We start from the raw sequence: 17,472 nt of genomic DNA, 5'->3' as shown, positions 1-17,472 counted from the left end.
TTAATAGGAGTTCCTCATGCAATTAGTATTTATTCGTCACGGTTTAAGCGAATGGAATGCGTTAAACCTTTTCACCGGCTGGAGAGACGTTAACTTAAGCGAAAAAGGTGTGGAAGAAGCCAAAGAAGCGGGCCGCAAATTAAAAGCCGCTGGTTTTGAATTCGACATCGCATTCACTTCCGTATTAACCCGTGCGATTAAAACCTGTAATCTAGTGTTGGAAGAATCCGACCAATTATGGGTGCCGCAAATCAAAACCTGGCGTTTAAACGAACGTCACTACGGCGGTTTACAAGGCCTGAACAAAGCGGAAGCGGCGGCTGAACACGGCGACGAGCAAGTCCGTATCTGGCGCCGTTCATACGACGTATTGCCGCCGGTGTTGGATCCGAAAGATCCGCACTCCGCGCATAACGACCGTCGTTACGCCCATCTGCCGGCGGATGTGGTTCCGGATTGCGAAAACCTGAAAGTAACGTTGGATCGCGTTTTGCCGTTCTGGGAAGACCAAATCGCACCGGCGATCAAAGCGGGCAAACGCGTGTTAGTGGCGGCGCACGGTAACTCGTTACGCGCATTGGCAAAACACATCGAAGGCATTTCCGACGAAGACATCATGGGCTTGGAAATCCCGACCGGTCAACCGTTAGTATACGAATTGGACGATAACCTGAAAGTCATCAGCAAACGTTATCTTTAATTTCGTCCGAATAAAAAACGCTGCATTTACTGCGGCGTTTTTTATCGCTTTTGAAATGGCAAAAGTGCGGGTAAAATAAGCGAAATTTTACCCGCACTTTTAATATTATGAATATTCTGATTATCGCCCCGTCGTGGGTCGGCGACATGATGATGTCGCACAGTTTGTATCAAGCCCTGAAAACCCAATATCCCGATTGCCAAATTGACGTATTGGCGCCGAATTGGAGTAAACCTTTGTTGGATCGCATGCCTGAGGTGCGCAAATCGCTTACCATGCCGATCGGACACGGCGCGTTTAATTTAAGGGAACGTTATCGAATCGGAAAATCTCTGCGTAATCAATATGATATGGCGATTGTACTGCCGAATTCGCTGAAATCCGCATTTATTCCGTTTTTCGCCAAAATTGCCGTGCGACGCGGTTGGAAAGGCGAATCCCGCTATTTTTTCCTGAACGATTTACGCGCCAACAAAAACGATTATCCGATGATGGTGCAACGTTACGTGGCCTTGGCCTATGAAAAAGGCGCCATTCCGGCGGCGGATAAATTGCCGATTCCGACGCCTTACTTAACCGTTCAACAAAGTGCGGTAGAAAAAAACAAAGAAAAATTCTCCACGCAGTTTGAATTGGCGGAAAATCGTCCGGCTATCGGTTTTTGTCCCGGCGCCGAATTCGGACCGGCCAAACGCTGGCCGCATTATCATTATGCCAAACTGGCGGAAATGCTGATTGAAAAAGGCTACAGCATTCGGTTGTTCGGTTCTGCCAAAGATACGGACGCCGGGGAACAAATTCGTTCGAGCCTGCCTGAAACATTGCGTCGCTATTGCATCAATCTGGCGGGACAAACCCAGTTAAACGAAGCGGTGGATTTAATCCGCGATTGCACGGCTATGGTTACCAACGACAGCGGGTTAATGCATATTTCCGCAGCGGTAAACAGACCGCTGGTGGCGGTTTACGGCCCGACCAGCCCGCAATATACGCCGCCTTTATCGGATAAAGCGGTCATCATCCGTTTGATTGAAGGTGGTTTAATTAAAATCCGTAAAGGATCGGACAGCGCGGAAGGTTATCATCAGAGTCTGATTGATATCACGCCGGCAATGGTGATGGAGAAACTGGAAACCTTGCTGGCTAAAGAATAAAGGAATAAGAATTATCATGGAAGTATTAGACAAAGTGCCGGATATGGTGACGAAAATCCTGCGCACTACATTAAGTTCGTCATTGATCATTTTAGCCTTGATTTTAGTGATTGCGCTGATAAAAATCACTCTTGGATTGTGCGCCATTGTGTTTACGGACAGCCTTGCGGTGCCTTATTATTTGGCGGAACAGATCGTGATGTTTTTTCTGTATTTCGGTTTTTTGGGCTTGATTTCTCAGTATTTTAAAAGCGGCTACCATTTTCCGTTGCGTTATTTTATTTATACCGGGATTACGGCGATGCTGCGTTTGATTATCGTGGATCACGAAAGTGCGCTGAACACGATTTTATTCGCAGGCGCGATTCTGATTATGGTGATTGCGCTCTGTTTGGTGTTGTATTCCGATAAACTCAAGAATTTTTGACCGCACTTTTGCCCGGAAAAGCAAAAAACGAAAAATGCGCGTGAATAACGCGCATTTTTTACGGACGAAAAGCTATTTCGTGCATTTCCAGTCCCAATCCTGCGTGGTCAGATAAGCCATTTCCTTATCGACGGCATATTTTTTCAGATAACCGATGAGTTTTACTTTGCTCATCTTCGCTAACTTCCGGCTTTTGGGCATAATTTGTGAATATTGATATTGCACGAAACCGCAGTCTTCTACGTTTTTGCCTTTTGCCACGTTAATTTGCCAATTATTGAATTTTTCGGACGGCGAATGAATCACGAAAGAATATAAATAAGGCGCTTTTTCCGTTAAATTAAAATGCTTAATGCCACTGGTCTCGAAACTTTTTTCGCGTAATTTTATGCGTTCTTCAAACGTTCTGCTTTCGTCTTTGTCGAAAAAGACTTCAATTAAACTGCTCCAGTTTTTGGCACTTTCGTTTTTACTGAAATACACATAACGCGCGACAGGGCCGAGATCAACCTGTTTTTTCAAATAATATATTTTCCCGTTATGTTTCAATGTGTTAGGCGCAAGAAGTCGTACCGCAGGTTGTTCGTTTTCCGCTTTATTCGAGGTTGAGGTGACACAACCGGTTAAAAGTGCGGTCAAAAAAATCATTAAAATTTTATTCATAAATTACTCACTTACATCGCGTTTAAAGACCCATTCCCGTTCCGTGGACGCCGCTTCGTCGAACCCGTAACCGCCCAGATTAAAGTCTTTTAGCTGTTCGATTCGATCAAGACGTCGGGTGATTAGATAACGGCTCATCAAACCGCGGGCTTTTTTCGCATAGAAACTGATCACTTTGTATTTTCCGTTTTTGCGATCTAAAAAGACGGGCTTAATAATGCGAGCCTGCAATTTGCCCGGCTTGACGGCTTTGTAATATTCGTCGGAAGCGAGATTAACGAGAACGTCGTCGCCTTGTTCGTCCAAAGCCTGTTGCAGGGCTTCGGTGATAATATCGCCCCAGAACCGATACAAATCGTTGCCTTTTGCCGTGACCAGTTTGGTGCCCATTTCGAGCCGGTACGGTTGCATTAAATCCAGCGGACGCAATAAACCGTATAACCCCGATAGCATGCGTAAATGGGCTTGCGCGAATTGAATATCTTCAGCCGTTAAACTGTCCGCGTCTAAACCGCTATAAACGTCACCGCGAAAAGCGTAAACGGCGGCGCGAGCGTTTTGTTCGTTATGAACTTTTTGCCAGTCGGCGAAACGGGCGGCGTTCAGACCGGCCAGTTTATCACTGACGGACATTAGGGAGCCGATTTGCGCCGGCGTCAGTTGACGGCAGACATCAACCAATTGCCGGCTGTAATCCGTTAATTGCGGTTGAGTAAATGCGAGTTTTGGTAGCGCGCGTTGATAATCCAACGTTTTTGCAGGTGAAATAATTGCTAACATAAAAATTTAAATATTGTCTAATTGCCAGTTAATTTCAGGAATGTGGTAACGACGTAAGTAATCGTTCGTCCGAGAAAAATGCCCGCAGCCGAAAAAGCCGCGATGAGCGGATAACGGCGAAGGATGCGGCGCCGTCAATACGCAATGTTTTGTGCGATCGATAAATTGCCCTTTTTTCTGCGCGTGACTGCCCCAAAGCAAAAAAACCAGATGCTCCCGCTGCTCGTTTAAGGCGTGAATAACGCGATCGGTAAAGGTTTCCCAACCGAAATTGGCGTGGGAATGCGCTTGCCCCTGCTCCACGGTTAAAACCGTGTTAAGCAGTAATACGCCCTGTTGCGCCCATTGTACCAGGGAACCGTGATTCGGTATCCGGAAATCGGGATATTCGTCCGATAGCTCTTTATACATATTCACCAGTGACGGCGGCGGCGCGACCGGCGGTTTCACGGAAAACGCCAGACCGTGCGCCTGATTGGGGCCGTGATAGGGATCCTGGCCTAACAACACGACTTTTACCTGTTCGAATTCGGTTAATTTAAAAGCGTTAAAAATGTCTGCCTGGGGCGGATAAACCACTTTTCCGGCGGCGCGCGCCTGATGTACCTGTGCAAGAATATGTTGAAAATAAGGTTGCGTTTTTTCCTTGCCGATGACGTCTTTCCAGGTTTTCATGTTTTATCCTTTGCCGTTAATCATGGCTAAATTATAAAGAAGTGCGGTCGGATTAGATAGTGTTTTATCTTCGAATTCTCTATAACCCTATGAAAAATAAGCCTTTTAAACTTATATGATTGATTTACATCAAATTCTTTACTATTTTAAATTAAAAATAAATTTGATTTTGGTCAAAAAATAGTTGATCTACTCAAATTTTTTGATAAAATTTACGGCAACTTTTGAAGATTTTAATTCCCAACAGCCAAATGGAGGCACTTATGATTAAAGGTATCCAAATTACTCAAGCGGCAAATGACAGCTTATTAAATTCATTCTGGTTATTAGACAGCGATAAAGGTGAAGCCCGTTGTTTAGCGGCTAAATCAGGTTTCGCAGAAGACCAGGTCGTGGCAGTAAGCGAATTAGGTCAATTCGAATACCGCGAATTACCGGTTGACGTTCAACCTTCCGTAAAAGTAGAAGGCGGTCAACACTTAAACGTTAACGTATTACGCCGCGAAACCTTAGAAGACGCGGTGAAACATCCTGAAAACTATCCGCAATTAACAATCCGTGTTTCCGGTTATGCAGTACGTTTTAACTCATTAACTCCGGAACAACAACGCGATGTAATCACTCGTACTTTCACTGAATCGCTATAATTGATTCGCGAACTTTATGAATTTGGCCCCAAAGGTGACTTTGGGGCTGTTTTTTTACAAAAATCTTCCAATTTCCTACCGCACTTCTAGCCGTTTCACTGACTTTCAGGTACAATTCATCGATTAATTTTTTACATTCTATTATTGATTTTTAACTGTTTATTTATGAAAAACATTCGTAACTTTTCCATTATCGCCCATATCGACCACGGTAAATCCACGCTTTCCGATCGTTTAATTCAAACCTGCGGCGGATTGTCTGATCGTGAAATGGAAGCGCAAGTGCTGGATTCGATGGATCTCGAACGGGAACGCGGAATCACTATTAAAGCGCAAAGCGTTACGCTCAATTATCTAGCCAAAGACGGCGAAACTTACCAGTTGAACTTTATCGATACGCCGGGACATGTGGACTTTTCTTACGAAGTATCGCGCTCTCTTGCCGCTTGTGAAGGCGCGCTGTTAGTGGTGGACGCCGGACAGGGCGTGGAAGCGCAAACGCTGGCGAATTGCTACACCGCCATTGAAATGAATTTGGAAGTGGTGCCGATCTTAAACAAAATCGATTTGCCGGCGGCGGATCCGGAACGCGTGGCGGAAGAAATTGAAGACATCGTGGGCATTGACGCAATGGAAGCGGTGCGTTGTTCCGCTAAAACCGGCGTCGGTATCGAAGAGGTGCTGGAAGAAATCGTGCATAAAATTCCCGCGCCGGAAGGCGATCCTAATGCGCCGTTGCAAGCCTTAATTATCGATTCCTGGTTTGACAATTACTTGGGAGTGGTATCGCTTGTCCGCGTAAAAAACGGTTCGCTGAAAAAAGGCGATAAAATTAAGGTGATGTCCACCGGACAAACCTATAATGTGGATCGTTTAGGAATTTTCACCCCGAAACAGGTGGATAAAACCGAGCTGACTACCGGCGAAGTAGGCTGGGTTGTTTGCGCCATTAAAGATATTCTGGGCGCGCCGGTGGGAGATACATTAACCCATCAGCATGATCCGGCAATGAAAGCGTTACCGGGCTTTAAGAAAGTAAAACCGCAAGTTTACGCGGGATTATTCCCTGTCAGTTCGGACGATTATGAGGCCTTCCGTGATGCCCTGGCCAAATTGAGTCTGAATGACGCTTCGCTGTTTTATGAACCGGAAACCTCCAGCGCATTAGGATTCGGTTTTCGTTGCGGTTTCCTTGGGTTACTGCACATGGAGATCATTCAGGAACGTTTGGAACGGGAATATGACCTGGATTTAATCACCACGGCGCCGACGGTAGTGTATGAAGTAGAACTCACTAACGGCGAGGTGGTCTATGTAGATAGCCCGTCAAAACTACCGCCGCTAAACAATATCGCCGATATCCGCGAACCGATTGCGGAATGCAATATGTTAGTACCGCAGGAATATTTGGGGAATGTGATTACGCTTTGTGTAGAAAAACGCGGCGTACAAACCAATATGGTTTATCATGGTAACCAGATTGCGCTGACCTATGAAATTCCGATGGGCGAAGTGGTGCTGGATTTCTTCGATCGTCTGAAATCCACTTCACGCGGTTACGCCTCATTGGATTACGGTTTTAAACGTTTCCAATCCGCCAATATGGTACGGGTAGATATTATGATCAACGGCGATCGTGTCGATGCCCTGGCATTAATTGTGCATAGAGAAAACGCGACATATCGCGGACGCGAATTAGTGGAAAAAATGAAAGAATTGATTCCGCGTCAACAATTCGACATTGCCATCCAAGCGGCGATCGGTAATCAAATCATTGCCCGTTCGACCGTAAAACAATTGCGCAAAAACGTCTTGGCAAAATGCTACGGCGGCGATGTGAGCCGTAAGAAAAAACTGTTGCAGAAACAGAAAGAAGGGAAGAAACGTATGAAACAACTGGGCAACGTAGAAGTGCCGCAGGAAGCGTTCTTAGCCATTTTACACGTAGGTAAGGATTAAGGAAAATTATGTCAAAGCTCTTTCTCCCGATTTTATTAGTTGTCGGCTTCGCGGTTTGGAAAGTGTTGGATTCTCTGCAGTTACCCAACACCTTCTCAATTTTGTTGATTTTATTGACCGCACTTTCCGGTATTTTATGGTGTTATCACCGATTTTCCGTGATTCCCCGCCGAAAACGCCAAATTGCCCGAGCGGAACAACGTAGCGGACAGCTGCTGACGGATGAAGAAAAAGCCAAAATTGAACCGATTGGCGAAGGAGAAGAATTCATCGCATCATTATTCCCGGTTTTGGCGTTCGTATTAATTTTACGTTCTTTCCTGTTCGAACCCTTTCAAATTCCGTCGCAATCCATGGAGCCGACTTTACGGGTCGGAGACTTTATTGTGGTGGAAAAATATGCCTACGGCATTAAAGATCCCGTGTTCCAAAACACGTTAATCGAAACCGGTAATGTAAAACGCGGCGATGTGATTGTGTTCAAAGCGCCGACTCAGCCTAATATCGATTACATTAAACGGGTTATCGGCATTGGCGGCGATCGCGTAATGTATAACGAAATCGAACGCAAATTGACCATCGTTTACGGACAAAACGGAAAACCTTGCGAAGAAAACTGCCAGAGCAAAGAATTTGAATACAGCGAAGCGGTGCCGAATGACGCCTTTAAGGCGATTTTAGGTAAAAATCCCGACGGCTCCCTGATTTATGGCCCAAGCATGCTGGAACTGACGGAAACCGGAGACGTCACCCATAAGATTCATTGGTTTCCGGAACCGATTTCGGAAGGGTTCCGTTATCAACAATATGACAAACAGGAATATTACATTACGGAATGGGTAGTGCCGCAAGGCCAGTATTTCGTGATGGGCGACAATCGCAATATGAGTGAAGACAGCCGTTTCTGGGGATTTGTACCGGAAAAAAATATTGTTGGGAAAGCCACTTACATTTGGTTAAGTTTGGATAAAGAACCGAATCAATGGCCGACGGGCATTCGTACGGAACGCTTATTTACTAAAATTCAATAATCGACATGAAACATTTGGATAAATTACAGCGCAGAATCGGCTACGAATTTTCCGATCTTAGCTTATTAAAACAGGCATTGACGCACCGTAGCGCGGCAAAGGTTCATAACGAACGTCTCGAATTTCTTGGTGACGCCATTTTGAACTTAACCATCGGAGAAGCGTTGTATTTACAATTTCCCCGCTGTAATGAAGGCGAATTAAGCCGTATGCGCGCCACGTTGGTTCGGGAAAAAACTCTGGCGGAACTGGCGCATGAATTCGATTTAGGTGACTATATGGCATTGGGCGCCGGCGAACTGAAAAGCGGCGGTTTCCGGCGGGCGTCCATTCTGGCCGACTGCGTGGAAGCGATCATCGGTGCGATATCGATGGACAGCGATTTGCCGAAAGCAATGAAAGTCGTGCGTACTTGGTATGAAACATTGCTGCAGAATATTCAACCGGGAGAAAATCAGAAAGATCCGAAAACCCGGCTGCAGGAATATTTACAAGGGAAACGCTTGGCATTACCGGCCTATAATGTGACGGATATTCAGGGCGAAGCCCATTGCCAGACCTTTACCGTAGAATGTCACGTAGAAAATTTAGACCGCACTTTTATCGGTGTGGCAAGCAGTCGTCGCAAAGCGGAACAAGCGGCGGCGGAACAAATTTTAAAAGTATTGGATATAAAATGACGGATAAAAACTTAACTCCAACCGAAAATGCCGAAACCTATTGCGGTTTTATTGCTATCGTCGGTCGCCCGAATGTGGGCAAATCCACCTTATTAAACAAAATCTTAGGACAAAAAATTTCCATCACTTCCCGCAAGGCGCAGACGACTCGCCATCGTATCGTGGGTATTCATACGGAAGGTCCGTATCAGGCCGTTTATGTGGACACGCCGGGATTACATATCGAAGAAAAGCGTGCCATTAATCGCTTAATGAATCGTGCGGCAAGCAGCGCGATCGGTGATGTGGATCTGATTATTTTCGTGGTGGACGGCACCCACTGGAACGAAGACGACGAGATGGTGCTGAATAAATTGCGACAGGCAAAAGCGCCGGTGGTATTGGCGATCAACAAAATCGACAACGTAAAAAATAAAGACGAATTGTTACCCTTTATTACCGAATTAAGCGGGAAATTTAATTTCACCGATATTGTCCCGATTTCCGCGCAACGGGGCAATAATGTCCATAAATTACAGGAAATCGTGCGCCGCTCATTAAAACCGGGCATCCACCATTTCCCGGAAGATTACGTAACCGACCGTTCGCAGCGGTTTATGGCGTCGGAAATTATCCGTGAAAAATTAATGCGCTTCATGGGTGAAGAATTGCCTTATTCCGTCACCGTAGAAATCGAACAGTTCAAATTAAACGAGCGCGGCGTTTATGAAATTAACGGCTTGATTCTGGTCGAACGCGACGGTCAGAAAAAAATGGTCATCGGACAAGGCGGACAAAAAATCAAAGTTATCGGCACCGAAGCCCGCCAGGATATGGAACGTCTGTTTGACAACAAAGTTCACCTGGAATTATGGGTGAAAGTGAAATCCGGCTGGGCGGACGACGAACGGGCGTTACGCAGTTTAGGTTACATGGAAGATTATTAGTCCGAGCAATCCTCAAATAGAAAAGTGCGGTGAAAAACATTAAAATTTTTCACCGCACTTTTTTATCGCCATAGTGGATTTTTTAAGCAAAAAAAAAGAGTCGGTTTTTTTACCAACTCTTTTGTCTGTTATGCCTTTTGTTTACAGTGCGGAAAAAAACTTGCGTTTTTTTGACCGCACTTTGGAGCCGTTCGGTTGAGAAATTAAAGTTTTGCCGCAAGCATCGCTTCTAATTTTTCAATATCGGCGGCGAATTTGCGAATTCCTTCCGCTAATTTATCGACGGCCATTGGATCCGCATTGTGTTCCCAATAGAATTCCGCTTCCGTCATCGGTGCCGGACGGGCTTGCACTTCGCCTTTGTATTCTAATTTGCGGGCCAACGGCGCTGTGCTTTCCTGCAACTGTTTTAACAGCGGCGGCGCGATGGTTAAACGGTCGCAACCGGCTAATTCGGTAATTTCGCCGATATTACGGAAACTTGCGCCCATGACGACGGTCTTATAACCGTACTGTTTGTAGTAGTTGTAGATTTGTGTGACGGAAATCACGCCCGGATCTTCCGCCGGCGCATACTCCTGTTTGTCGCCGTTAGCTTTATACCAGTCGAGAATACGACCGACGAACGGAGAGATTAAATAAACGCCGGCTTCCGCACAGGCACGGGCTTGCGCTTGAGAGAACAATAACGTTAAGTTGCAGTTAATGCCTTCTTTTTCAAGCACTTCCGCCGCACGGATACCTTGCCAGGTTGAGGCGATTTTAATCAGAATACGATCGTTTGCGACTCCGGCTTCGTTATATAACGCAATGATTTTACGGGCTTTTTCAATCGTTCCTTGAGTGTCGTAAGAAAGACGGGCATCCACTTCGGTCGAAATGCGTCCCGGAACGAGTTTTAGAATTTCTAAGCCGATATTGACCGCTAATTTGTCTTCCGCATCAATTAATTGTTGCGCTTTATCCGCGCTTTTGGCTTTGGCGTAAGCGACGGCATCGTCGATTAACGGCGCGTATTGCGGCAGTGCGGATGCGCTTAAGATTAAAGACGGATTGGTTGTGGCGTCTTGCGGTTGGTAAATTTTCATTGCTTCAATATCGCCGGTATCCGCCACTACGACGGTCATTTGTTTTAATGCATCTAATTGTGTTGTCATAATATATCCTTATGGTGAAAATTTATTTGATTATTAAACATCAGCGCCGGTTCTGTCTAGCGATAATTCTGATTTTTGTGATAGGGATCATAAATATTATGTCGATGATTAGCGGTTGAGCCCAAGCGCTAAAACCAGTATGCTATCTCCATTTTTTTATTTAAGAGAAAATCATGTTAAATCAACAAATCAGCCAAATTATCGCCGCGGAGCTTCAGGTTCGACCGCAACAAATTCTCGCCGCCATGCAATTACTGGACGACGGCAACACCATTCCCTTTATCGCCCGTTATCGCAAAGAAGCCACCGGCGGGCTGGACGACAGTCAACTGCGTCATTTCGAAACCCGCCTGCTTTATTTACGCGAATTGGAAGAACGCCGCCAGACCATTTTGAAATCCATTGGCGATCAGGGAAAATTAACCGACGAATTGCGGGATAAAATTCTGCTCACCCAAAGCAAAACGGAACTGGAAGATTTGTATCTGCCGTACAAACCGAAACGCCGCACCAAAGGACAGATTGCCGTGGAAGCGGGGCTGGAACCGCTGGCAGACTTGTTGTGGACGGAACCAAACCGTGATCCGGAAACGACGGCACAGCAATTTGTGGATGCGAATAAAGGCGTTGCCGACAGCAAAGCCGCATTGGACGGCGCGCGTTACATTTTGATGGAACGCTTTGCCGAAGATGCCGAATTATTGGCAAAAGTCCGTCAGTATTTAACCCAAAGTGCGGTCATTATTTCTAAAGTTTTTGAAGGTAAAGAAGCGGAAGGCGCGAAGTTTCAGGATTATTTCGATCATCAGGAACCCTTTAACAAAGTACCGTCTCATCGCGCATTGGCAATGTTCCGCGGGCGCAACGAAGGCATTTTGCAGTTAAGTCTGAATGCGGATCCCGACGCGGAAGAAGGCAGTCGCTCCAGTTATTGTGAAGAAATTATCCGCCGCCATTTGGATGTTCGTTTCAGCGGCCAGCCTGCCGATAAATGGCGGGAACAGGTTATTGCCTGGACCTGGAAAATTAAAGTGGCGTTGCATTTGGAAACCGAATTGATGGGCGTTTTGCGCGAAAAAGCGGAAGACGAAGCCATTGACGTTTTTGCCCGAAATCTGACCGCACTTTTAATGGNNGGATAACACCGGTAAATTACTGGAAACCGCCACTATTTATCCCCATACGGGACGTATGGACGAAGCCATGGTCGCCGCTTACAAACTGATTAAAAAACACAATGTGGAATTGATTGCTATCGGAAACGGCACGGCGTCCCGCGAAACCGAACGGTTCGCTAAAGAAGTAATTAAAGAAATGAAGGATCACAAGCCGCAGACCGTGGTTGTGAGTGAAGCGGGCGCCTCCGTTTATTCCGCTTCCGAATTGGCGGCGGCGGAATTTCCGGAGTTGGACGTATCGCTGCGCGGCGCGGTTTCTATTGCGCGTCGTTTGCAGGATCCGTTGGCGGAATTGGTGAAAATCGACCCGAAAGCTATCGGCGTCGGACAATATCAGCATGACGTCAACCAAATTCAGCTGGCCCGCAAGTTGGACGCGGTGGTGGAAGACTGCGTAAATGCCGTAGGCGTGGATTTAAATATGGCGTCCGTGCCGTTGTTGGCGCGGGTTGCGGGCATGAGCAAAACGCTGGCGCAGAATATTGTGGCGTATCGCGATGAAAACGGACGTTTTAACAGCCGCGCCGAATTGAAAAAAGTGCCGCGTTTGGGGCCGAAAGCTTTTGAACAGTGCGCCGGATTTATGCGGATTATCAACGGAAAAAATCCGCTGGATGCTTCCGGCGTGCACCCGGAAAGTTATTCCGTGGTGGAAAAAATTCTGCAGGCGACGACGCAATCCGTTCAGGATTTAATGGGCAACAGCGCGGCGATTCGTCAGCTGGACGCCAAGCAATTCACCGACGAGCAGTTCGGTCTGCCGACGGTAATGGATATCTTCAAAGAACTGGAAAAACCGGGACGCGATCCGCGCGGCGAATTTAAAACCGCCGCTTTTATGGACGGCGTGGAAGAAATTGCGGATTTAAAACCGGGTATGATTTTGGAGGGCACCGTTACCAATGTCACCAATTTCGGCGCTTTCGTGGACATTGGCGTTCATCAGGACGGCTTGGTGCACATTTCCGGGTTATCGGACAAATTCGTGGAAAATCCTCATCAGGTGGTGAAAACCGGTGATGTGGTAAAAGTTAAAGTGTTGGACGTGGATGTGGCGCGCAAACGCATTTCACTGACCATGCGATTGGACGAAACTCCGCTGAAAAACAATGAAAAATCTGACCGCACTTTATCGGCAAAATCCCGTCAGGAACGGAACGACCGCCCTTCGCGTAATCAATTTGCAAATAATGCCTTCGCCGATGCGTTGAAAGGGTGGAAAAAATAATGGAAATTTATTCTTATATTTGCTTTTTGTTCGGGCTGGCGATGTTCATTAATTTTTTCACGCTGAAAATCAATGAAAATCTTCAATCCACCATCGTTATCACGGCTTCCGCCATGGTCGGTTCGCTGTTGCTTTGGGCGTTCAGTTCGTTCGGCTGGTTTAAGTTGGACCGATTGGCGATTTCCATCATAGAGAAACTCGATTTCCAGCATTTTTTGCTGGACGGCATGCTCGGATTTCTGTTGTTTGCCGGTTCGCTCGGCATTAAATTGCCGTTAATGAAGGAACAACGCCGGGAAATTGCGGTTTATGCGTTGTTTTCCACCCTTGCGTCGACGTTCATTATTGGTTTTTTACTCTACGGCGTGGCGATTCTGTTAGAGCTGAATATCGATTTTATTTACTGCCTGTTATTCGGTTCGTTGATTTCTCCCACCGACCCCATTGCCGTGCTGGCGATTATCAAAAATCTGAAAGCGCCGAAACGAATGTCAATGCAGGTGGAAGGCGAATCGTTGTTTAACGACGGAATCGGATTGGTGATTTTCACCACGATTTTTGCCGTCGCTTTTGAAGGGCAATCGCCGACTGTCGGCGGGGTATTGGGTTTATTCCTGCAGGAAGCCGTAGGCGGGATTTTATTCGGTTTGCTGACCGGTTTTGTGGCGCATAGCTTTATTTCCGCCACGGATGACGGCAGCTTGGAAATTCTTATCACCTTAACCGTTCCGACCGTAGGTTACAGTATGGCGAATTTGCTTCATGTTTCCGGTGCGCTCACCATGGTGGTGGCGGGGATTATGATTGGTAACTGGACACGTCGCCATGGTTTTTCCCAACAAAGCCGTTTGTATCTGGATAATTTCTGGGAAATGATCGACCATTCGCTTAATTCGCTGCTGTTTCTACTGATTGGACTGGTGCTTTTGTTGGTGGATTTTAATTTCGAGAGCTCTCTTTTGATGTTGTTTTCCATTCCGATTTGTTTGGGCGCGCGTTATTTAAGTGTATGGATTCCTTATCAAATTATGTCGCGTTATCGCCTTTATAACCCGTACACGCTGCGCATTTTGACATGGGGCGGGCTGCGCGGCGGGCTTGCCCTGGCGATGGCGCTTTCCATTCCGTCCGGCGTAGGTTTCGTTATCGGTGACGGGATGAAACTTGACGTGCGCGATGTGATTATTTTAATGACTTATACGGTGGTGACTTTTTCTATTCTGATTCAAGGCACGACCATAGAAGGCATGATTAAGAAATCTAAATATGTGGATCCCGTTCACGAAGCTTATGTGAAACTCGGCGCAAAAGACGTGAAAGATATTTAACCTCGATAAATAATATAAAAAACCGCACTTTATCTCTTTACTCAACGGCGTTCTGGCCGGTTTTCGGGGATAAAGTGCGGTCGATTTTTTACGAGTTTTTTTAATTAATATTGACTTTCGTCATAGCCATAATAAGCCTTGGTCAGAATGTCTTCCATATCCGCCACAATCGGCAAACGCGGGTTGGCCGGCGAACATTGGTCTTCATAAGCGAGTAAGGCTACTTCATGACGAGCATCCATCCAGGCTTTTTCTTCCAGACCTTGTTCTTTGAAAGACATTTTAATGCCGCAGCGCACCGCTAAATCGTAAACCGCTTTGGCATAAGACTTCACGCCTTCTTCCGGTGTCGCCGCCGGTAAGCCTAACAAACGGGCGATATCCTGATATTTTTCATCCGCTTTGTAATAATTATATTTCGGCCATGTGGCAGTTTTCGTCGGTTTCGTGCCGTTGTAACGAATCACGTGCGGCATCAGTATCGCATTGGTACGACCGTGCGGCGTATGGAAATAACCGCCGATTTTGTGGGCTAGCGAGTGATTCATGCCTAAAAATGCGTTGGCAAACGCCATACCTGCGATAGTGGAGGCATTGTGCATTTTTTCTCTGGCTTCCGGATCGGTTTCTTTCACGGATTTTTCCAAATACTGGAACACCAGTTTAATCGCTTGTAAAGCCAGACCGTCGGTATAATCGTTGGCAAGTACGGAAACATAAGCTTCGGTCGCATGGGTTAATACATCCAATCCGGTATCCGCCGCCACATGAGCCGGCACCGTCATCACTAACGCCGGATCCACCAGAGCGATTGTCGGAGTTAAGGAATAATCCGCAATCGGATATTTTTTGTTACCTTCGGTAATCACCGCAAACGGCGTGACTTCCGAACCCGTACCGGATGTGGTCGGAATGCCGATATAACGAGCTTTTTTACCTAACGACGGGAATTTAAAGGCGCGTTTGCGGATATCCATAAATTTCTGAACTAAATCGCGGAAATCCACTTCCGGTTGTTCGTAGAATAACCACATGACTTTTGCCGCATCCATGGACGAACCGCCGCCGAGCGCGATAATTGTGTCCGGTTTGAAATTACGGATTAAATCTACGCCGCGACGTACGGTTTGGATGCTCGGATCCGGCTCGACATCGGCAAACAGTTGATAAGATACCGGATCGCGGCGGGATTCCAACTGATGAGCGATTTTTTGTACGAATCCCAGATCCACCATAGTACGGTCGGTGACGATAACTACGCGTTGCATATCCGGTACAGATTGTAAATATTGAATTGAATCCCGTTCAAAATAGATTTTTGACGGTACTTTAAACCATTGCATGTTATTTCTCCGTCTTCCTACGCGTTTGATGTTCACTAAGTTCATGGCGCTGACATTGTTACTGACGGAGTTTTTACCGTAAGAACCGCAGCCCAGGGTTAATGAAGGCAGGAAGGCGTTATAAACGTCGCCGATACCGCCGAAAGTAGAAGGCGAATTCCAGATAACGCGAATGGCTTTAACCCGTTCGCCGAATTGTTTAGCCAGGTTGGCGTCTTTGGTATGAATTGCCGCGGAATGTCCCAAGCCGTTAAATTCCACCATCGCCTCGGAAAGCGCCAGACCTTGTTCCGTAGAATTGGATTTCAGAATAGCGAGTACCGGCGATAATTTTTCCCGGGTTAAAGGTTCTTTCGGGCTGACTTCTTTGCATTCTGCGGCGAGAATGTTGGTTTTTTCAGGTACTTCAAAGCCCGCCTGTTGTGCAATCCAGTATGCGGATTTACCCACTACGTCGGCGTTCAGTTTCGCACCGGCGCAGTTTGCACTGTTGGCTTTTACGCCGAACATAAACGCTTCCAGTAAAGCTTTTTCTTTTTTATTGACGAAATACACGCCGTAAGATTTTAGTTCGTTGATGAATTCGTCATAAATTTCCGCATCGATAATAGCGGCTTGTTCCGAAGCGCATACCATGCCGTTATCGAAAGATTTCGACATCACGATATCGTGAGCGGCCTGTTTAATATCGGCGGATTTTTCCACGTAAGCGGGCACGTTTCCGGCGCCGACGCCCAGCGCCGGTTTACCGCAGGAATACGCCGCCTGCACCATGGCGTTACCGCCGGTCGCCAGAATAGTGGCAATGCCCGGATGGTTCATCAACGCGTTGGTTCCTTCCATAGACGGGTGTTCGATCCATTGAATACAATTTTCCGGCGCACCGGCGGCTACCGCGGCGTCACGTACGATTTGCGCGGCATGAGCGGAAGATTGTTGAGCGGAAGGGTGGAAAGCAAAAATAATAGGATTGCGGGTTTTTAAAGCAATCAGTGATTTGAAAATAGCGGTGGAAGTCGGGTTGGTGGTCGGCGTGATACCGCAGACGACACCCACCGGATCGGCAATTTCCGTAATACCGGTGACATCATCGTCGCTGATAATTCCGGCGGTTTTCCAGTGCCGCATTTTGTTTACCACGTGTTCGCAGGCAAACAGATTTTTGGTGGCTTTATCCTCGAATACGCCGCGCCCCGTTTCCTGCAAGGCATGTAGCGCTAATACGCCGTGTTGATCCAGTGCGGCTACCGAGGCTTTGGCAACGATGTAATCCACTTGTTGCTGATTCAGTTCCCTGAATTTCTCCAGTGCAACCAAACCTTTTTCAACCAGTGAGTTCACTTCGGCTTGCGCCGGGCTTACCGTCTTTTCAACAGTGTTACTCATAACGATTTCTCCTAAAGTTGTTAAATATTAAACTGAGGAGATTGTACTTCTTTCGAGGTATATAAATATATTTTTTAGCTATAAATGTGATCTAGATCACAAAAATGCTTTTTTAATAAAAGATTATTGTTTGAATTGAAGCCTTTCAGCTGGATGAATATATAGAAAAGTGCGGGCAAAAAACGTTTAATTTTTTGACCGCACTTTTTA

14 protein-coding genes and 1 pseudogene are annotated in these 17,472 nt (G+C 46.5%); 10 read left to right on the top strand and 5 right to left on the bottom strand.

Annotation, left to right across the window (positions count from 1 at the left end; genetic code table 11):
• Nucleotides 1–16: 16 nt before the first annotated feature.
• From P7M01_RS08965 to psiE, 3 genes are all read left to right on the top strand, one after another.
• Nucleotides 17–700, top strand: a complete 684-nt coding sequence (locus P7M01_RS08965; RefSeq protein WP_317475673.1) for a 2,3-diphosphoglycerate-dependent phosphoglycerate mutase — start codon at nucleotides 17–19, stop codon at nucleotides 698–700.
• A gap of 107 nt (nucleotides 701–807) precedes the next feature.
• Nucleotides 808–1,854: a lipopolysaccharide heptosyltransferase II gene (gene waaF / locus P7M01_RS08960; RefSeq protein WP_317476909.1), complete on the top strand. Its 1,047-nt coding sequence runs from the start codon at nucleotides 808–810 to the stop codon at nucleotides 1,852–1,854.
• Nucleotides 1,855–1,870: 16 nt separating this feature from the next.
• Entirely contained in the window at nucleotides 1,871–2,281 is a 411-nt protein-coding gene (psiE, locus tag P7M01_RS08955) for a phosphate-starvation-inducible protein PsiE (protein ID WP_202936187.1), read from the top strand.
• Between the two features lie 72 nt (nucleotides 2,282–2,353).
• On the opposite strand, the gene P7M01_RS08950 is transcribed toward psiE, so the two are convergent.
• From P7M01_RS08950 to ung, 3 genes are read right to left on the bottom strand one after another with little or no spacing between them, the layout of a single operon-like run.
• Entirely contained in the window at nucleotides 2,354–2,944 is a 591-nt protein-coding gene (locus tag P7M01_RS08950; RefSeq protein WP_202936186.1) for a 6-phosphofructokinase, read from the bottom strand.
• Between the two features lie 3 nt (nucleotides 2,945–2,947).
• Nucleotides 2,948–3,724, bottom strand: a complete 777-nt coding sequence (gene yaaA / locus P7M01_RS08945; protein WP_202936185.1) for a peroxide stress protein YaaA — start codon at nucleotides 3,722–3,724, stop codon at nucleotides 2,948–2,950.
• A gap of 6 nt (nucleotides 3,725–3,730) precedes the next feature.
• Nucleotides 3,731–4,399 carry a uracil-DNA glycosylase gene (ung, locus tag P7M01_RS08940; RefSeq protein ID WP_317482256.1) on the bottom strand — a complete coding sequence of 223 codons (669 nt, stop codon included), beginning with the start codon at nucleotides 4,397–4,399 and terminating at the stop codon, nucleotides 3,731–3,733.
• A gap of 263 nt (nucleotides 4,400–4,662) precedes the next feature.
• Here ung and grcA point away from each other — a divergent pair, with 263 nt between their 5' ends.
• The 5 genes from grcA to era all read left to right on the top strand — a co-directional run bounded on the left by grcA (nucleotide 4,663) and on the right by era (nucleotide 9,642).
• Entirely contained in the window at nucleotides 4,663–5,046 is a 384-nt protein-coding gene (gene grcA / locus P7M01_RS08935; protein ID WP_202936183.1) for an autonomous glycyl radical cofactor GrcA, read from the top strand.
• 165 nt (nucleotides 5,047–5,211) lie between these two features.
• Nucleotides 5,212–7,005 carry a translation elongation factor 4 gene (gene lepA, locus P7M01_RS08930; RefSeq protein WP_202936182.1) on the top strand — a complete coding sequence of 598 codons (1,794 nt, stop codon included), beginning with the start codon at nucleotides 5,212–5,214 and terminating at the stop codon, nucleotides 7,003–7,005.
• A gap of 8 nt (nucleotides 7,006–7,013) precedes the next feature.
• On the top strand, nucleotides 7,014–8,036 hold the full coding sequence (lepB, locus tag P7M01_RS08925; protein WP_317482255.1) for a signal peptidase I: 1,023 nt from the start codon (nucleotides 7,014–7,016) through the stop codon (nucleotides 8,034–8,036).
• 5 nt (nucleotides 8,037–8,041) lie between these two features.
• Complete coding sequence (gene rnc / locus P7M01_RS08920; RefSeq protein WP_317476911.1) at nucleotides 8,042–8,716, top strand: ribonuclease III; 675 nt, start codon at nucleotides 8,042–8,044, stop codon at nucleotides 8,714–8,716.
• On the top strand, nucleotides 8,713–9,642 hold the full coding sequence (gene era / locus P7M01_RS08915; RefSeq protein WP_317476912.1) for a GTPase Era: 930 nt from the start codon (nucleotides 8,713–8,715) through the stop codon (nucleotides 9,640–9,642). The genes rnc and era overlap by 4 nt, the downstream gene beginning before the upstream one ends.
• Nucleotides 9,643–9,845: 203 nt before the next feature.
• Here era and tal read toward each other — a convergent pair whose 3' ends face one another.
• Nucleotides 9,846–10,799, bottom strand: coding sequence for a transaldolase (tal, locus tag P7M01_RS08910; protein WP_202936178.1), 954 nt, complete (start codon nucleotides 10,797–10,799; stop codon nucleotides 9,846–9,848).
• A 173-nt stretch (nucleotides 10,800–10,972) separates the two neighbouring features.
• On the opposite strand from tal, the pseudogene P7M01_RS08905 reads away from it, so the two are divergent.
• Together P7M01_RS08905 and P7M01_RS08900 are read left to right on the top strand one after the other, a co-directional pair.
• Nucleotides 10,973–13,205 (top strand): annotated as a pseudogene (locus tag P7M01_RS08905) (Tex family protein).
• Nucleotides 13,205–14,533 carry a cation:proton antiporter gene (locus P7M01_RS08900; RefSeq protein ID WP_317483096.1) on the top strand — a complete coding sequence of 443 codons (1,329 nt, stop codon included), beginning with the start codon at nucleotides 13,205–13,207 and terminating at the stop codon, nucleotides 14,531–14,533. The pseudogene P7M01_RS08905 and the gene P7M01_RS08900 overlap by 1 nt, the downstream one beginning before the upstream one ends.
• Before the next feature lie 104 nt (nucleotides 14,534–14,637).
• Here the strand turns inward: P7M01_RS08900 and adhE are convergent, their stop codons facing one another.
• Nucleotides 14,638–17,262 carry a bifunctional acetaldehyde-CoA/alcohol dehydrogenase gene (gene adhE, locus P7M01_RS08895; protein ID WP_317483095.1) on the bottom strand — a complete coding sequence of 875 codons (2,625 nt, stop codon included), beginning with the start codon at nucleotides 17,260–17,262 and terminating at the stop codon, nucleotides 14,638–14,640.
• Between the last annotated feature and the right edge of the window lie 210 nt (nucleotides 17,263–17,472).

This window comes from Exercitatus varius (genome assembly GCF_029577735.1).
Classification (GTDB): Bacteria; Pseudomonadota; Gammaproteobacteria; order Enterobacterales; family Pasteurellaceae; genus Exercitatus; species Exercitatus varius.
Note: the sequence above shows the minus strand (reverse complement) of the source record. Positions and strands in the feature narration are given on the sequence as shown.

What these genes read in the sequence shown, in the direction of transcription:
- P7M01_RS08965 (WP_317475673.1), top strand. Translation starts at nt 17, where the DNA reads ATGCAATTAGTATTTATTCGTCACGGTTTAAGCGAATGGAATGCGTTA.
- waaF (WP_317476909.1), top strand. Translation starts at nt 808, where the DNA reads ATGAATATTCTGATTATCGCCCCGTCGTGGGTCGGCGACATGATGATG.
- psiE (WP_202936187.1), top strand. Translation starts at nt 1,871, where the DNA reads ATGGAAGTATTAGACAAAGTGCCGGATATGGTGACGAAAATCCTGCGC.
- P7M01_RS08950 (WP_202936186.1), bottom strand. Translation starts at nt 2,944, where the DNA reads ATGAATAAAATTTTAATGATTTTTTTGACCGCACTTTTAACCGGTTGT.
- yaaA (WP_202936185.1), bottom strand. Translation starts at nt 3,724, where the DNA reads ATGTTAGCAATTATTTCACCTGCAAAAACGTTGGATTATCAACGCGCG.
- ung (WP_317482256.1), bottom strand. Translation starts at nt 4,399, where the DNA reads ATGAAAACCTGGAAAGACGTCATCGGCAAGGAAAAAACGCAACCTTAT.
- grcA (WP_202936183.1), top strand. Translation starts at nt 4,663, where the DNA reads ATGATTAAAGGTATCCAAATTACTCAAGCGGCAAATGACAGCTTATTA.
- lepA (WP_202936182.1), top strand. Translation starts at nt 5,212, where the DNA reads ATGAAAAACATTCGTAACTTTTCCATTATCGCCCATATCGACCACGGT.
- lepB (WP_317482255.1), top strand. Translation starts at nt 7,014, where the DNA reads ATGTCAAAGCTCTTTCTCCCGATTTTATTAGTTGTCGGCTTCGCGGTT.
- rnc (WP_317476911.1), top strand. Translation starts at nt 8,042, where the DNA reads ATGAAACATTTGGATAAATTACAGCGCAGAATCGGCTACGAATTTTCC.
- era (WP_317476912.1), top strand. Translation starts at nt 8,713, where the DNA reads ATGACGGATAAAAACTTAACTCCAACCGAAAATGCCGAAACCTATTGC.
- tal (WP_202936178.1), bottom strand. Translation starts at nt 10,799, where the DNA reads ATGACAACACAATTAGATGCATTAAAACAAATGACCGTCGTAGTGGCG.
- P7M01_RS08900 (WP_317483096.1), top strand. Translation starts at nt 13,205, where the DNA reads ATGGAAATTTATTCTTATATTTGCTTTTTGTTCGGGCTGGCGATGTTC.
- adhE (WP_317483095.1), bottom strand. Translation starts at nt 17,262, where the DNA reads ATGAGTAACACTGTTGAAAAGACGGTAAGCCCGGCGCAAGCCGAAGTG.